The following is an 18,528-nucleotide window of genomic DNA, read 5'->3' as shown; positions in this document are numbered from 1 at the left end:
CCTAAGCTTCTTCAATACAGATGGCGATATCTTTGACTTCGTAAATTCGCAGGCCATCTTTACTTAAATTAGCATCACCAATTATGATGCGTTTACCGTCTTCATCTTTTACTGCACTGATATGTACATCAAGTGACATTTGTTTGTTCAGTGGGTTAATTTGACCGCGATATTTCCATTTAATATCCGACAATATTTGGCCGAATTTTGGATTAGTGAAACCTTTACCTAAGTCTGTACTGATGGCGTAAGTTTGCATCAACTCGATCACGGCTTCAACACCTAATGAACCTGGCATAACTGGATCTTGATGGAAGTGGAATTGGAAGAACCAATCACTTGGATCAATAGTGCGTGACGCAGCAAGGTAACCCTTACCGTATTTTCCACCCGTTTCAACAATTTCTGCTTTGTCGATAAAGTTAAGCTGACCGCCCGCTAAACAATAATGCGGTTGACTCGTTGGCGGAGTAAACACCCGTGACTGCTTATCCAGTAAATTAACGCTAATGTCAGCCGCAACGTTATTATCAACATGCCATGGTTGAGTGATTTTACCGTTATCGATGCCGAGCTGATTTTTAAGCGCATCACCTTTAAAGTAACCAAATACTGCGCTACCCGTGTAAAACGGCTCATTATCGACACTTAACTCAAAAGTGAAGCTTTGAATAATGTTACTACCGGCGATTACGGTTGATAATAATTTTGAATCATTGACGATAGTTTTACCGCGTAAATCCACATGACGTAATAATTTACCGCCACCGTCTAAGTTACGGAAAAATAGCTCTTGCCCCGGGAAGCCTAAGGTGGTGCCCATGTAGCCAGAAATAAAGCCATTGGGTTGTAATGAAATTTCCATTAACACCGAATAAGGCATTACCGCTTGATGGCTATTTTTAGCAAAGTACCAAGCATCTGCCGGCACTTCGTATTCTGCGATACACGATGATGGTTTTTTCAGTTCGCCGCGCTTACCGTTAATTTCAACCACGCGAGTGGTTAACTGTAAGTCGCCACAAGGTGTGCGCGGTGGGATAAGTCCGCGGTAAATACTAAAGTCAGGCCCAAAGCATTTTTCGATATCGCCAGTAGCAAACTCAAACATATGGTATGGGGTAAATGGCACGGTATCAGGCACGCGATTAGCGTACTTTGAATCGGCGCTTACAATGGGCGCTTCAACGTGTTTTAGTGGAATAACGCCTTTGTTAGTCGGGGCGTTTAAATCTGGAATTTGCGCCATTAATGGCGCTTTGTTAGCAATCACTTTACTGCTAGCGTTTGAATCAACTGCAGGGCTAGCGTCTAACGAGATAAGCGGATAACGAGTACATTCGGCATCTTCTTTAATCATCACACCCAAGTTTTGGAAATCGACCACGACTTTACCATTGAGTAAAATATCAATATTGGCTTTAGCGTATGGGCGAGGGTGAATACCGATTTCAGTCACTTCCATGCGATAAGTCAGCTCAGCCGTTTGCGGTAATACTTGGCCACGACAGCGAACTTTTTGCGAAGCATTTTCCAATGGTTGGAATCGACCATTTTCTACTAGAGTATGCATGCCGATGTGGATCATGAAGAACTGTAATAGTTGGCCACAACCTTCAGCCATTAACGAGCCAGCCATCACTTGGTCGCCTTGGAAATGACAAGGGAAATACCAATGGTCAGGCGCAATGTGTTTATGACCTTCGAGTAAGCCTAAGCCCCACGCGCCACCTTGTGTTTGTAATTGACTCACACGTTCAATCATTAAGAATTTTTCTGAGGCAAAACAAAGCGATTTTTGCATCCCAGTTTGTAACTGGTGCGCGACATGTTCGCCACCAAAACAGCTGCCAATATCACCAGTCAGTAAATGATGAATCTGGCCATAATCAAAGGCAGTTTGACTGCAGTGTAGTAATGGGGTGAATGTCGGCTTATTTGGATTATTGATCACTTGTTGACGACGTTTAATTTCATCTTCAGTTTGAATAACCCCTTTACCATCGGCCAGTTCTTTGTCAGTAAAGAAGCCTGCACAACCGCCATCCATTTTTAGGATCATCTTGTCGCCTACGAAACATTCGTAAGAGAAAAAGAATAATAACGTGTCGCCATTGCTGGCAAAGTTATTGATTTTAATGTCGTAACGTAGAGTGTTGCCGCCACGAGGTAAATCTTCTAAGAAGGTCAATGTGCAATCTAATAAGCGATAAACCCGCTCGCCCTTGTTTTCAAAATCAATGCCTAAATAACTGATCAACATTAAGTCACATTGACCTGACTCTACTGCTACAGCCCAAGGAATTTGACCATCCACTAAATACGGCGCATCGACGGGGATGTCGTATTCTGTGGTCATTGAACAAGGTTTGTATTGATTCATGGTGGCATCGAGTTTAGTGACGCGTGATACCAATAAATAATCAGTAGTCGGTAGGCGAACTCGGCGCGAGTAACTGTCGATAATGGCGTAATCTGGGCCAAATACCTTGGCGATATCGCCTTCTGCATACTCAACTAAATCAGCATAATTCCAAATACACGGTTTATCCGCTGGAATAGGCGCAGTGTAGGCCGGCACACAAGCATGATTAGGTTGAATGAATGTTGCAGGGCTAATTGTTGCAGTATTCACTCCAGTATTAACCGCAGTCTGCATAGCAGTATTAACTGCATAAGGATTAGCGGCTGATGACGTGACTTGAGTCGCTGTTGGCTGATGGATCAAACCGGCTAATTGGGACCGTAATAAACTGTCTGCCACTTTCAAGCCTGCATCTCGGCTGGCTAAATAAGCTAAATGCGCTTGTTGTGCTAACCACTGATTTTGCTGAAAAGCAGTTAAATGTGCTGGTGGAATCGTATGGTTTGTCATACTGGCAACCATTGGCTGCTTTGGCGTTGTGTTTTCAGGTATATTTTCTGACATAAGAGGCTCGGCGATATTCTCGCTATTATTGACGCTAAGAAGGCTATTATCTCGAATAGTTTGCGGCTTACTATCAATGGTGTTGACCACCGTAGGGGCGATATCAGCACATTGATTAATAATACTGTCGAGCGCATCAAGGGGGCTGTCGATAATGTGTTGGTAGATATCGCGACCACCTAAACTGACTTGTTTAATTAAACTTAACTTACTGCCCGTAGCCAATTGTTGAGTTAAATTATGACCAAGTCGAGTGTGTAATGCGTGTTGTTGCGCCGCAGAAACAGATACGTCGACTTGTGAGTATTGATTATCGCTGCTGGTGAATACCCGGGCATTGATAGACGGTTTGTCGATGTGACGAGTTTGCACTAAACCGTGCAGCAAACTGGCCATCCCAGAAGCGGCAAATGTATGGCCGAGAATATCATGGGCTTTACTCAATAATGGTGCTGAACTGGCGGCTGTTGTTGCATTCGCTAATCCTTGGGCAAACTGCTTGCCTTGAGTCGATAATATACATTCTGGTGATTGGTTTAACTCAATAATATCAGCCGATAGTGTCGTTGGTAATTGTGTTGGTAATTGTGACAATGGCTTAAATTTGACACTGTCGATACTGGCGTAGCTGTGAAGCTGAGTGTGTGTAGCATTGGTTTGTTGTAATACTAGTGCGCCAGCCCCTTCACCCACTAACCAATCTGTGGAACGCAAGCCCTTGGCGTTAAGCTTTGCGGTATTAAGCTGCATATTTTCAATGCTGCCAGACAGGTCTACAGCGGCAATAATAATTGCATCTAATGGCTCTTGTAACGAGCCTAACGCAAATAAGTTTTGCGCAACATCAATACAGCGGTTAACTGACTGTTCGCCCGCAGAAATGGTAAATGCCGGGCCGTTGAAATCCCATAATGAGGCTATGCGCGACGCCATAATATTACCAATAAAGCTGGTGTACTGGTTAAGTTTAGCGGCGTCGAGCACACTGTCCATCGCAATGGTTTCAAGACTGTCATATTCCGCTGTAGATAATTGAATACCTTGAGCGTTAAGGCTTTGAGCTATTTGACTGTGTAAGTTAACTCGACCACGGAATTGATGAAGTTCAAGTTCGGTTTCCATGGCGACTAACACGGCGACTTTACTACCTGGTGTTAGCTTGGCATCGGCGATAGCTTCATCGGCGACTTTAATCAACAGTAGTTGTTGCGATATTAAGCGATCATCTTCATTGGGTGGCACTTTAAAGCGCAAGAAATCAAAATCGAACTGATCGATATACGCGCCTTGTGGTACTTCTGTGATGCCATATTGGGCTAATAGTTCAGGATGTTTGTCTAAACCTCTCCAGCGCTTACGGGGTAGCGGGCTAAAGATGGCTTGTTTGGCGATGATTTTACTCGCCAGTGCATCAATACTACTGCATTGACCAAAATGCGCAGCCATGCCGGTAATGTGCATCGGCGTTTCTGCATCAACTAACGTTGACTGACGAGTTCTAGTGCTATTATTCAGAGTGCTGTCAGTGACAGCTTTAGCTTGATATGACTCAATCAATAAATGAGCGTTACACCCGCCAAAACCAAATACTGATACGCCAGCATGGCGGGCTTTATTGCCGACTTTATCGGGCCACGGCAGCACATCATTTGGCAAAGTCGCTTGGCCAAATAAGCCGTTGGGCGAGGTAATAGGAGTACTAATATTAATACTCGGTGGCAACACGCCTTGGCGCATAGCAAAAATCATTTTCATGATCCCTGGCATGCCTGCAGCGGTGAGTAAATGGCCTAAATTGGATTTTGCTGAACCAATTAATGGTGTAGCGCTTCCTTGAAGTTTGTCTTCAAAAAAACGCTCCATCGAGGTTAATTCAACTTTGTCGCCTAATGGTGTCCCCGTAGCATGACATTCAATCACTTCAATGCTGGCTGGGGTGATACTTGGATCGATTGCTGCTGCATCGCGATAAGCGCGCTCGAATGCTTGCACTTGGCCTTTGCTGTTTGGGCTTAACACAAACTGGCCTTTACCATCGTTCGACAAGCCGATGCCACTGACTAAAGCGTAAATATGGTCGCCATCCCGCTCGGCATCTTCAAGGCGTTTGAGCACTAATACCCCAGCACCTTCACCAGCGAACAAACCTTTACTGTTACTATCAAATGGGGCGGAAATACCGTGGTCGGGATAGGCATGAAATATCGAAAAGCCCATATTGATAAAAAACGGATCGGCTCCCGACACTGCGCCAGCCAGCATCATGTCTGCTTTGCCGGTATGCAAGTAGTCGCAGGCCAATTTTAATGCGTAAACCGAACTTGCACAGGCGGCATCTAAACTCAGTTGCGTACCACCTAAACCTAATGCATCGGCAACGATTTTTGAGGCGTTATGGGCAATGGCACCATTTCGTAGGTTAACCGTTTTAGGCGCTACATTGTTATTGTCATTGGCAATAGTATTATTTTTCGACGTTTGATTAAACGATTGCAGATTAAAGTTTGGCTGTTGGAGTTTGGTCTGTAAGGCTTTTTCAACCGCGCGGTGATAAAGCGGTACAAATAGCTCGTTAGACTTGGCCGTTGGGAACGATAAAGTGCCCATGACAATACCAGTGCGTTGCAGCACGTTATTGTTAAGGTCTATACCCGCGTCAGTTAATGCATTTCTCGCGGTGTCGGTTGCCCATAAGAAACTGTCATCCAAACCATTAAATTCGTCGGGCTCAATTCGATAACCCTGAGGGTTAAATTGAAAGTCCTGAATATAGCCGCCTTTATCACAATAAAAACGGTCCGACTCACCTTGTACACCTAAGTAGTCGTTCGGTGAAGCATTGAGCTTACTGGCACTGATTTGGCTGCGCGAATCTTTTTTGTCTAATAAGTTTTGCCAAAATTTAGCGGGAGTATTCGCGTCGGGATATTGATTGGCTAAACCGACAATGGCAATTTTGGGGGTAGCTTGAGAACTCAATGAGGTTCTCCTTCTAGTAATGTTTCACTGGAATGAGCCAGTGGTGAGCCGCCGGCTATTGCCGTCTGCTGAGATAATAAATTAATCGCATCATCAAGGCTGCGAAAAAAGGGCGTTAATGACATCGGCACACGATGAGCCATTAATTGTCCCAGACACTTGAGTAAACTGCTGACATCGTCGCCGCCCTTGGCGTTAACTGCAATCGCCATTGCTGGGGATGTATTACTACTCTGAGCATTAATTTTGTCAATTAAGGTGGTTGCTTGTCTATCGGCTCCGACCTCAACAAATAATCGACAGCCTTGCTCTCGAGCATTGTGGATTAACTGAGTAAAATCCAACTGATGACAAAAAGTATCAGCAATCGATTTTGCTATAGCGTTTGAGTCTAGTGTGACAGGCGCTATTTGTGCAGCCGAGATAAACTGCAATTGCTTGGGCAAATTTTCCAGCAGCGGTTGCTGATAAAACTGACTTACCTGATCGATAATATTTAGCGCCGCTGGCGTATGCATTGCCGTAATTCGATTGGCTGCAATACCGCGTTTACCTGCTTGTTTTAACATCGCTTTACAACTGGATTCACAACCTGCGATAACACAGGTGTCGCCTTGAATGATGGCAACATAAGCGCGCGGGTAATCCGCTAAGTGAGGCGTGAGTTCGTCAATGCTGGCTCGAGTAACAAAGCTATTCCACACAATGGTTTCGTTATCGGCTAATTGCCATTGTTGACGAACGCAGCGAAGCTCACCTGAAATATCTTGGGTAAAGATACTGCTGTTTTGGGTTGCTTCAATCATAGTGTGCGGCGCTTGCCATACATCTAAACTCGCCCACATGGCAGCTTCACCCATGGAATAACCCAAGGCAAATTTAGGTTCAATAGCAAATTCTTGCTGCAACAGCTTGGTTAACACATAGCTGGCGCCAACACCGGCAATGGCTAATTGGCTCAAGCTCATCTGTGCGGCACGGTTTTTATCCGCCGCATAAATAAACTCTGTTTGTAACATCGATGGCATGTCACCTTGGCTTTCGAGTTCGGCGTACACACTGGGGAACACCAAGCCCATTTGACTGAGCATGTTTGGATACACAGTACCTACGCCGGGATAGACAAAACTCAAGCCATTATCACCCAGCGGAGCAGAATAGAAGCAACTGCCAGCAGGGGTTTTATATTCTATCGGCGGCTTATCGTTAACGTCTGGCTGAAGGTGAGTCGACATCATTGCCAACATCGCACTAACTTCTACGATTAATCCGCTACGATCCTGCGCCATCAACACTAAAGCTAGGGGCGAATCAGTTTGATAATCGGCCAATGTACTTTTGATAAGTGTAAGTAAGCTTAAATCGTCTGTCGCTGAATTTACCTGTGCAGAAAAAGCCATTAGCTTAGTGTGCAATTGTGCCAATGAAGTCGCTGAAAGTGGCAGCCATAAACGTTGGGGATTAACCAATTGCTTTGAGGCGACTAATGCACGTCCTTGGGTCAAGATCATTGCCTGAACATCGTCGCCAGTTTGGTAACATAAGGCTGCAACCCGACTTTGGTGAAGTGGGCTAAACCAATACTGACTGTTGACCTTATCTTGTGCTGGTATGTTACGACTGGCGATAGACTCTACTAGGGTAACCATTGCTGCTAATGCGGTTTGTGCATTGTTAGCCGTATTGTTTTTTGCATTGCTATCTAGCGCGACAATCTCTGGTTGAGTATGTAAACGTTTTGCATGGCTCAGCGCGAGTGTTATTGCTTCAGCCTGATTGCTACCAAGTGCAATACCATTGAGATAAGCATGCGCATGAACGCCATGTTTCGCGGCAAGTAACCCAGGCATTATCCACAACTGATCGGCAATATTGACCATTTCATCAAAAGTGGCTGATAGTCGCTCTATGCTGTGTAATAACGCCAGTTCAAAACCGTCGCTATGCTGAGTATCAATCGCAACCCTGTGCTCATTAACCGAGCCTATATTGGGTTTGCTGAGCAACAAAGCCAAGCGCATTGGCTTGGTTTGTTGCTGCAAAATACGCTCACTAATGGGTTTTAGCATCATGTTATCTGAGGCTGTCACACGGTGTCCTTGCTGTGGTGAGAAAGTTCAGCACAAGCTTGATGTGGAATAAATGCCCCATTCAAACTTTTACTAATGGTCACTTTAGCATTGAGCATTTGGCAACTCAGGCGGCCGTCTTGATGATATAAACTCACGTTAGCCACCAGCATTCTGCCGCTGTGCTTAACTACATCAAGTTGAATATAACCTTTATCACCATTTGCAAATGGCCAAGCAGTAACACACTCACCGGTTGTTGACGGTAAACTTGCAGCATCGTATTTCAGTCTTGCCCATACCAGCATGGCTTGTAGTAGCAAATCTTCAGCGAAAATTTGGCTACCACCTAATACCGACGACGGTATAAAACCTTGGCAGTCTGCGACATTAATCTGCGGCAATTGCACTCGGCACAGTAGCTGAGCATCATCAAATGCCAACACTTGAGCAATGCCTTGCAAACGTGGGCCATGAAATAAGGTTCCGTTTTGGTACAGTTCAGCGCCTGAATACAATGGCGTCATGTTGGCCCATTGAGCCAAACTGTTGTCGCCAATAATCGGTTTAGCAACTTCAGCTGCCAATATCGCCTTATTGATCTCCAATTGAGCTTGGTATTGCGGTTTCATGGTGGCGCTTGGATCGTTTAACAAACGAGAGGAGATCAGCGCGCTCATCCCTGCGTCAGTTTGCGTTAGTGCCAGTTGCAACAAATGTGGCTCATTGGTGTCAAAAATAACCCCTTTAAGCAATTTGTATTCAGCAATACTGACAGGCACATGACATAACGTTTCTGCCGCATCACGCATCCATTGCATGGCGCATACCGTCGGTAATACCGGATTACCAGCAATGCAATGGTCGCTAACAAAAGGCATTTCAGTCGGGGTTAATACTCGAGTCACCGTCTGACTGATATTATCAGTAGCCGATGTCTTAGTCGTAACTGCCTCAGTCGTAACTGCGTTAGCCGTAAATGCTTTAGTCACAAGTGTATTAGTAGCAAATGTCAGCGAACCCTTGGCCATAAGCAAAGCGTCCGCATTAAGCTTTTTTGCAGCATTATCCTGTTCTGATGAACCTTGCATATCAGAGCCAATGAGCAGTTGCGCCCCTTGTTGGCTTAATAAACTGTGAGCAAATAGCTCGGCACCCGCTTGTAGCGGAATAACGTAAACGCCACGTTCAACAAACATTTTCTTTAATGCTGAGCTGACCATTCCGCCATCCCAGGGGCCCCAATTAAAACTCATCACTTTAGCTTGCGGTAAAGTGTGCGCTAGTTTCAGTGCAGTTTTGTTGAGGATTTCATTCGACATAGCGTAATCACTCTGTCCGGTATTACCGTAAAAACCGGCTGCCGATGAAAACAGTGCAATCACCTTAATCTGCTGTGGGTCTAGTGCATTAATAATGCTAGCAAGGCCAGTCACTTTGGTGTGGTATACGCGGTTAAGTTCATCCAAGGTTTTATCTTGAATGTGCTTATCGGCTAACACGCCTGCACCGTGAATAACCCCATTAATGGTTAATGAGCCACCCTTGGCATTAGTCAGATTTTTAAGACTGGCAGCTACTGCTTGGGCGTCGCTGACATCCATCGAGACATACTGAGCACTGGCACCAACTTTACTGAAAGCGCTTAACGCAGCATCGATTTCTAGGCTACTGCTTATTGGCCACACTAGAGCATCAATCTGTTTTGGCGTTGGTTTATTGCCTTGAGATTGAATATAAGCGATGGCTGCGGCTTTTAATTCTGAAGCTTGTTTGCCTTGCGCCCAAACCGGTAAGTCGCTACCAAAATGTTGGCTACGACCTGCTAACACAAAATGTGATTGGCATTGTTTGGCTAAGGTGAGGGCGCATTCAAACGTTACGCCTTTTGCACCGCCGGTGACCAAAATAGTGTCATTTTTGTTTAGGCTTGCTGGTGCAAACTGTTCGCTAGCGTTGCCGGCAACTAAGGTTACTCGACCTTGGTTACTGATCCCCACTTCATTAATGCGATCTGCGCTAGCATTGGCACCATCGATATCAAATAACTCAGCAACGATGGCATCGGCAAAGCTTGTAGTATCAATATTGTTGGCAATGTCTAATGCGCGGCAAAACACCTGTGGCCATTCATGGCTTAGGGTTTTGCTCAGGCCAGATAAGGCTGCTTGATTAAGCTCTGCTGTTGCTAGCTGAGTATTATCAAGATAACCAAATCCGCCGTCTAAACGGCTCACGGTAAAGTAGCATAAGCGTGAATCTTGAGTCGGTTTAGCAAATTCAGCGTGAAGATGCTTAGCCCATAAAAATGCGTTGTCGACAGCGGCTTTTGCTGCAACAGTGCACGACATTAATTCGCTGCTGTTAGCGGTAGCTTGAGGCTGTAAATGAATAAAGCCTGCAATGGCATGTTCAGCGCCCAAATCGGCTTTAATATCGGCAATGACTTGTGCAATTTGGGCATCATCAATGCTGCTCAAGGTGTAGCTTTTAATATCACTGCTTAAGGGTGAATGTGCCACGCTAATGGTTTGTGGGTTACGAATAACGGCGACGGTTAATCCCTTTGCATTTAGCTTTTCAGCCAGTAAACCTGCATTGTGGCCATCGTCTGTGATGACAATACAAGAGTCTGTTGAAAAGCAATCTACGAGTTTATCCGCCGCTGGTAACTTTTTTAGCGCTACCTCGCTGTGTGGAGGTAATGCCGCGGTGTTAACGTCAACCTTGTTTGCAGTTGATGTTGGTGCGACCGCCGCAATAGTGGTTGCTGCAGGCAATTTGGTTTGCATGTAACTAACGATTTCACCTAGGGTGCGACATTCGGCTAAATCTTCTGGGTTCAGCTCAGGTAAGCCTGGAAGCTCATCTTGCACTGTACCTAAAATCTCTACGCGTTTGATTGAGTCGATACCAAGGTCTGCTTCCATGTCCATGCTCAGTTCAAGCATTTCAGCAGGGTAACCGGTTTTGTCGGCTACCACTGACATCATGGTGCTTAAAACTGTATCAGCACTTAAGCCCGTTGTTGCAGGTGCAGATGAAGATACAATTGATGCTGGAGCCACTGTGCTGGCCGCAGGTAATTTGGTTTGCATGTAGCTGACGATTTCGCCCAAGGTACGACACTCGGCTAAATCTTCTGGGTTCAGCTCAGGTAAACCGGGTAGTTCGTCTTGCACTGTGCCTAGAATTTCAACGCGTTTGATTGAGTCGATACCAAGGTCTGCTTCCATGTCCATGCTCAGTTCAAGCATTTCTGCAGGGTAACCGGTTTTGTCGGCTACTACTGACATCATGGTGCTTAATACTGTATCAGCACTCAAGCCCGTTGTTGGCGCTGCAGTTGCTACTGGAGCCGCAGTGCTGACTGCAGGCAGTTTAGTCTGCATGTAGCTGACGATTTCGCCCAAGGTACGACACTCGGCTAAATCTTCTGGATTGAGTTCAGGTAAACCTGGTAGCTCGTCTTGCACTGTACCTAAAATTTCGACGCGTTTGATTGAATCAATACCAAGGTCTGCTTCCATGTCCATGCCAAGTTCAAGCATTTCAGTTGGGTAACCGGTTTTGTCGGCAACTACAGCTAACATGGTGCGTTGGACGTTTTCAGCGGTTAAGCCCGTTGCTGCCGGTGCAGCAGCATTTGCCGATGTTGATCCCGTTGACGCTAAAGCAACCGAGTTGGCCGCTGGTAATTTGGTTTGCATGTAGCTAACGATTTCACCCAGGGTGCGACACTCAGCTAAATCTTCTGGGCTCAGTTCAGGTAAACCTGGAAGCTCATCTTGCACTGTGCCTAAAATCTCAACGCGCTTGATTGAATCGATACCTAAATCAGCTTCCATGTCCATGCCAAGTTCAAGCATTTCAGTTGGGTAACCGGTTTTGTCGGCAACCACAGCTAACATGGTGCGCTGAACATTTTCAGCGGTTAAGCCCGTTGAGGCTGGTGCTGCAGTAACTACCGATGTTGATCCTGTTGACGCTACAGTAGCCGTGTTTGCCGCAGGCAGTTTAGTTTGCATGTAGCTAACGATTTCACCCAGTGTGCGACACTCGGCTAAATCTTCTGGGCTCAGTTCAGGTAAGCCTGGAAGCTCATCTTGTACTGTGCCGAGAATTTCTACACGCTTGATTGAATCGATACCTAAATCGGCTTCCATGTCCATGCCAAGTTCAAGCATTTCTGTTGGGTAACCGGTTTTGTCTGCAACCACATTGAGCATAGTGTCTAACACTTGTTGCTGTGTTAGTCCGGCTGTTGGTGCAGAAACCACGGCAGAGCTAACTTGCTGAGCCACAGGAGCTTGAACAGGTTTACTGGCTGTCGGTTGAGACTGAACCGCTTGAGCCGTTTGAGGCATTTGAACTGGAGCCAGAGCCGGAGCAACAGGAGCGACGACAGGCGAAGCTATCATTGGGGCTTGAGCAACTTGGCTTTGCGGCACAAATGCAGGCTGTGCCGCAGCAGATACTGTTGCAGGCATTGGAGTTTGCCCTTGCAACATGGCTAATGCAGCATGACTTGTTTGTGCTTGCAGTGTTAAAAATTGCGTATGGCTTTGCAATGTTTGTGCTTGATGCTGGTGGAACAGCTCCATAGAACGTTGCAAGCTATCTGGAATGGCTAATCCCGATGACGCCATTTGTGCTTGGGCTGTCATCAAGTGAGCAAACGTATCGCCATATTGTTGTGGTATGGCTAAAAATTGCTGATGTAATTCAGCGGTTTGTTGCTGCGCAGCAAAAAATGCACCGATACTATCGGTCGACGCCGGTACATTTGAGCGAACTTGCTTAGCAACAGCTACAGGAGCTATTGCCGCTAAAGGTGTAACTGCTGCAGAGGCTGGTGCCTGAGCTGATGTTGCAGGCACTTCAATGTATTCAGTTTTAATCACTTCTTTTTCCACAATTCTTTCCACAACTTTCTCGACAGGCACTTCCACTGTTAGGCTGGTAACGGTGCCGGTTTGCAATGACTTTTGCATTTTGGCTTTAGTGGCCGGACTAATATAATTACTTGCGGTTAACTTGACGTTCATCGGTGATACTTTGGCAAGTTCAGCGATAGGCGCTTGATAAGGATCAACCTCGGTCAATGCCACCCCTAATACCGCAAGTTGACAGGCCGCTTGGCGTAGTTGAGTGTCACTATTGCCTTTAGGATTTGGGTTCAAGCTCACTACACTGACTGATTCGGCTTTATTGCCTAAGGTCGCTTCAACCAACTTGTGGAGGATATTCTTAGGACCAAACTCAACAAATACGCGAGCCCCAGCATCATACATGGCGTTTAACTGTTCGCTGAAACGAACCGATTGCAACATATGCTCACTAAATGCAGCTTGGATTGCTTTAGCATCATTAGGATGTGCTTTACCTGTGCCATTGGCATAAAGGCTTAGCTTCGGTTTAGCAAATTTAATCTTATTGATTGCCGCAGCAAACGGTTTCTGAGCATGCGCCACTAATGGAGTGTGGAACGCGCCAGAAACCGGCAGAGCGATTGCCTTAAAGCCAAGTTCAGTGGTAATTGCTTGTGCCGCTAAGGTACATGACGCTGTTGGGCCTGCAATAACCAGTTGGGTTGGTGCATTGTAATTAGCAACCTTGACGCCCTCAAATGCACTAATGCACTGTTCAAGCTTTTCAACACCGTGTTCAACAGATTGAGCGGGGACAATAATGGCGTACATTACACCAGCGTCTTGATCTTTAGGCGTAGCTGCCATTGCTTGGCCGCGAGCAAAGGCCAATTGGTAATAATCAGCTTGGCTAATGACCCCTGCCGCACATAATGCTGACAGTTCACCAAAACTATGGCCGGCAACCATATCGGCTTTAAAACCTGCTTGAGTCAATAATGCATATTGGCCCATGCTCACCGCTCCAATAGCGCTCTGGGCATTGGCGGTATTGGTTAATGCTGCCTGTTGCGCGGCAATCTCTTCGGCTTCAAAAGCAGGGTTTGGGTACATAATTTGCGACAATGGTGTTTGTTTATGTTGCGCAAACACCTTATCAGCTTGCATCAGTTGCTGACGCATTTCTGGATACAAACAGGCTAAATCGGCGCCCATGTTCAGATATTGTGCCCCTTGCCCAGCAAATAGTGCTGCCACTTTATGGCTTGCAGCTTCAGGATGAATCAATGCTGCTGCGCGATAACTGGTACCAGAAGGCAATTGCCAGCAGTCGGCAGTATTTGAGCTTAACTGCGCCAGCGCCTGAGTCAGCTGAATGGTTAAATCTGCTAATGAAGCAACTACTAAGCCTATACGTGCCGCATTAGGGGCGATGGTATTCAAGGCAAAACGTTTACCAAAATCGGCTAATACAATTTCTTGGCGATTTTGCTGTGTGGTATCAACAGCATTAATTTCAGTTTGCAGTGCGGTTAATTGAGCCTGTAATGCGGCTTTGTTTTCAGCATGGATCAATAGGCTTTGTGGCACTGAACGTTGACGATACTTATCGCCACGAACATGTTCTTGACGGTACTCCTCCAACACAATGTGGAAGTTAGTGCCACCAAAACCAAAGGCACTAATACCCGCTCGGCGTGGCGTATTGTCTGCTCTTGGCAACCATGGACGGGTTTCAGTGTTCAAGTAAAATGGCGAGTCTTGAATGTTTAATTTTGGATTTGGTTTACTGACGTTAATGGTCGGCGGCAACACTTTATGATGCAAAGCCAGCGCCGCTTTAATTACTCCAGCGGTTCCTGCGGTTGATTTAGTGTGACCAACTTGCGATTTAACTGACCCAAGGGCAATGTGCTGTTGAGTGTCATTACCGTCGGCAAACACCGATTTAAGGCCATTGAACTCCGCGACATCACCTGCTGCAGTACCAGTACCATGGGCCTCAATTAAGCCAACAGTGTGCGGTTCAAAACCAGCATCATCATAAGCGCGTCTTAATGCTTTAGCTTGGCCTTCTGGGCGTGGAGCATAAATACTTTTAAACTTACCATCAGATGATGAGCCAATACCTTTGATAACAGCATAAATTCGGTCACCATCACGCTCGGCATCATCAAGACGTTTAAGCGCCATCATGCCAATACCTTCACCAATCATCATGCCTTTAGAATCAATGTCAAAAGGTTGAATGGTGTCGTTGGTAGTAAATGCGGGGGTTTTTGAAAAGCTCATGTACATCGAAGGCGAGTTATCGGTACATACACCACCCGTGATCATCATGTCACTGCGGCCTTCAACTAATTCTGTAATCGCCATGCGCATTGCAGCTAAAGAACCTGCACAAGCCGCGTCAACCACGCAATTCATGCCGCCTAAATCAAAGCGGTTAGCAATACGCCCAGCGATAACATTGCCAAGCGAGCCTGGAAATGAGTTTTCTTCCCAGTGAATATATTGATCCTGAAACTTCTTGATCAACATCTCAGTGTCTGCATCACTTAGACCACTATTTTTAAATACTTTTTTGAGTATTGGGTACTGTAAGCGACCGCTAAGACTGTGATTGATTTTTTGACCACCGCCGACGCCTAATGTAATACCGATGCGATCGGTATCGTACTGTGCATCAATACCTGCATCGGCCAACACTTCTTTGGCAACCACTAACGATAAAAGTTGCGAGGTGTCTGTTAGTTCGAGGATATTAGGTGGCAAGCCAAATTCCATTGGATTGAAATCGACTTCAGGTAAAAAACCACCGCGTTTACAGTAAGTTTTATCGGCCATTGATTTATCAGAATTGTAGTAATCTTCAGTATTCCAATGGGTTTCTGGGACGTCGATAATCGCATCAATTTTTTCGCTAATTAAATCCCAAAATTTGTTTAGGTAACGTGAGTTAGCAAAAATACTCGCCATACCGACGATCGCGACAGGCATGTCTTTCAAGCGTTTGTTTAAACGCTTGTCTTTATTACTGGATTGGCTCATTTGAGTCTCCGTTTGATAACTGAGGTTCAGTTATCTGGTGTTGGGATCCAGCTGCATCAATGGTGCTGGTGGATACTGCGGCTGGTTGACTTACTCCAGGAAAACGAGCAAGAAAAGTGTGATAGTTTCGAACCAATAACTTTCGTAAATGAAATGGTCCTTGTTTTAAGACATGCGTTATATAGCGATTACTCGCTTGCGTATGGCTGTCTTGATAAATATCTAGGTAAACCCAGTCAGACTTAAAATCGACTCCAAGCAAAACAGAATAGGCTTGCTGTTTTGTTAATTGAGGCGGAATACTTAACGACACGACTTGCACTACGTTGTCCGGATCTGGACTTGGTAGGGCCAAGGTATCGGCTAAGGTCTGTGGGTTAACGGTATAGGTTTGAATATCTGCTCCCTGAGTAATAGGCAGCTGATTGAAGAATTTTTCTGGCACAAAAGGGCTGTCAAATTCGTCTAGTTTAGATACCCCAAAACGCTTTAAGCAGCGGGCAAGACCGGAGCGAGAAACATTAGGATTGATAAATTCCTGGGTGACTTTTAGCAGCCTATCTAAAGGCATTTTTAATTGATAACGCAAGCCGAGCATCACGTACTCTTCCATTGGGGATAGTGTCGTGTTGAGTTTGTGCGGGGTATTTGGGGTGTTATCGATTGAGTCACGTTTACGCCACTTACGTACTGTGGCTTCGCTGATATTGAGGATTTTAGATAATTGACTGACGCTGTAATCGGATTGCTGAATAAATTGACGCATTTCAGGCGTCGTAGTCGCATTACGGTGATGGACCGTTTTTTGGCGAGGTTTACCCTTGAATAGACCAGATTCTAAATGTGTAATTATCTTTTTTGTCATCTAGACAGGAATTCCAAATAATCTATTGGGACTTTAGCTCACTCAAACTCACTTAAGCTCGTTCAAATATCCATTTATACGTATTAAGAATAAGCAGATTACCTGAGGTTTCACTTCGATACAATCACCCGAGACTAAAAAGCGTGAGCAGTGTAATTAAAGAGGGTTATAACGCGATGTTGCTATGTGTGATTATGTGACGTTTTTTATGTTAGTTACGTTAATGTGAATAATTTAAATAGAGAATAAAGCATAACAAGGAATGTTAAAAAAGTAATTTAATTCAATGGTATGTTGAGGTTTCGTTAAAAATGCTTATTTTCTACACTGTTAGTGCACAGTTGTTTAGTAGAGTTATAACCAGTATTTATAAACATAAAAAATTGGGGTGTAGCACAATGCAAATAAAGTCAATTATCGGCTTAATGGTCTCTTGTTCATTGTTTTTAGCAGGTTGTGGTGGCAGTGATGACAGCACAGACAGTATAGCTGACGCGGTTATTGATACGGTAGAAACTGAAGTTGAAGATGTTATAGATAATATTGTTGCTGTCGACCCTTCTCTGTTTGCTCTAAATTCCCTTGAATCTATTGAAATGGTTGATTGTACTTTGTCTAATGGTGATGCAAGTATATGTTACTCGGTTACCGTAAATGGATTTCCAGCAGATCGAAATGAACTAGGTCCTTTTTGTCCAGAAAGCACAGAAACAACCGCAGAAGATGCTGGTAAATGGTTTGATGGTGGCGTGTTATATGATTTAACGGGCTCGTTCGTGTCAAACCTGAGTGTGTTTTACGGTGACAGCAAATGGCAGTTATACGACAAAGATACCGGTTTGGTTAATATTACTGACACCCAACTTGCTTGTGAGGCAGCAGCAAGACCTGATGTAGCTGCTGAATACAATAACTTTTGTGTGCAATGTGATATCAGCTATTACAACGAGGCTGCAGGTGAGGGCGTTTCTAGCACTTACTTAATTCCGGTAACGCCGGTGCTTCGAGATACCCCTGCAGATATTGAACATACCGATGTTGGGGTAGCATTTAACGGTGTCAATCTAGCCGCCGCTGCGCCAACACAAGCTATTTTAAGTGCATACACTATCGCTGCATTTGACGACTGCATTGGCCATGTTAATCCAGTTGCTGGTTATCATTATCATGGTGCCAATCATGGTGATGGTACTTGCCCTGCGATTGATTATGAAAACGATGGTCATGGCGGTGCTTTTGCTTATGCAATGGACGGTTTTGCAATTCATAGCATGCTTAACCAAAGTGGCGAAGAAGAAACTGATTTAGATGAATGCCGTGGGCATAGTGATGATAATCGTGGTTATCACTACCATGCAGCAGGTGCAGGCGAAAATACCTTTATTGGCTGCTTTGCCGGTGAGGTTGCAAGATGATAAAAGCTCACTTGAAATTACTCAATACGATAGCCGTGTTAGTAACATTGTGCTTAACTTGCTTGCCCGTATGAGCACATGAAGAACATGTTTTCAAAGCGCCTTGGGATGCCTGCGCTGATGCGGTTAAAACGCAACAATGTTCATACACCAATGTTAATGGTGATTTGTTGAAAGGTACTTGCAGAGTGTTTAACGAGGCATTGATGTGTGTGAGAAATCAACCCATCATTGCCGCTGAAAATGTAACACCTAAAGATGTTGCAGAAATAACGGTATCAGCAAGTCTCGATAAGCATGGCGGTCATTAGTCAGTTTATACACTTATGTCCGCAGAATAGATAAAAAG

The 18,528-nt window shown here is 45.1% G+C and carries 6 protein-coding genes; 2 read left to right on the top strand and 4 right to left on the bottom strand.

Features of this window, described 5'->3' with window-relative positions:
- Window position 1: 1 nt before the first annotated feature.
- Genes H5202_RS00190 through H5202_RS00175 form a run of 4 tightly spaced genes read right to left on the bottom strand, consistent with a single transcriptional unit; the run spans window position 2 to window position 16,764 of the window.
- Entirely contained in the window at window positions 2-5,908 is a 5,907-nt protein-coding gene (locus H5202_RS00190) for a hotdog fold thioesterase (RefSeq protein ID WP_182769959.1), read from the bottom strand.
- Window positions 5,905-7,998 (bottom strand): PfaB family protein, encoded by a 2,094-nt coding sequence (locus tag H5202_RS00185; protein ID WP_182769958.1) that lies wholly within the window; start codon window positions 7,996-7,998, stop codon window positions 5,905-5,907. The genes H5202_RS00190 and H5202_RS00185 overlap by 4 nt, the downstream gene beginning before the upstream one ends.
- Window positions 7,995-15,899, bottom strand: a complete 7,905-nt coding sequence (locus H5202_RS00180; RefSeq protein WP_182769957.1) for a type I polyketide synthase — start codon at window positions 15,897-15,899, stop codon at window positions 7,995-7,997. Before H5202_RS00180 ends, H5202_RS00185 begins: the two co-directional genes overlap by 4 nt.
- Window positions 15,883-16,764 carry a helix-turn-helix domain-containing protein gene (locus H5202_RS00175; protein WP_182751392.1) on the bottom strand — a complete coding sequence of 294 codons (882 nt, stop codon included), beginning with the start codon at window positions 16,762-16,764 and terminating at the stop codon, window positions 15,883-15,885. Before H5202_RS00175 ends, H5202_RS00180 begins: the two co-directional genes overlap by 17 nt.
- 398 nt (window positions 16,765-17,162) lie before the next feature.
- On the opposite strand from H5202_RS00175, the gene H5202_RS00170 reads away from it, so the two are divergent.
- Window positions 17,163-18,179: a YHYH protein gene (locus H5202_RS00170; RefSeq protein WP_182769956.1), complete on the top strand. Its 1,017-nt coding sequence runs from the start codon at window positions 17,163-17,165 to the stop codon at window positions 18,177-18,179.
- Between the two features lie 170 nt (window positions 18,180-18,349).
- Window positions 18,350-18,490 carry a hypothetical protein gene (locus tag H5202_RS00165; RefSeq protein WP_182769955.1) on the top strand — a complete coding sequence of 47 codons (141 nt, stop codon included), beginning with the start codon at window positions 18,350-18,352 and terminating at the stop codon, window positions 18,488-18,490.
- The last annotated feature ends 38 nt before the right edge of the window (window positions 18,491-18,528 follow it).

It is taken from the genome of Shewanella sp. SG41-4 (assembly GCF_014164505.1).
GTDB lineage: Bacteria > Pseudomonadota > Gammaproteobacteria > Enterobacterales > Shewanellaceae > Shewanella.
The sequence above is the reverse complement of the archived record's forward strand: the minus strand, read 5'-3'. Positions and strand labels throughout refer to the sequence as shown.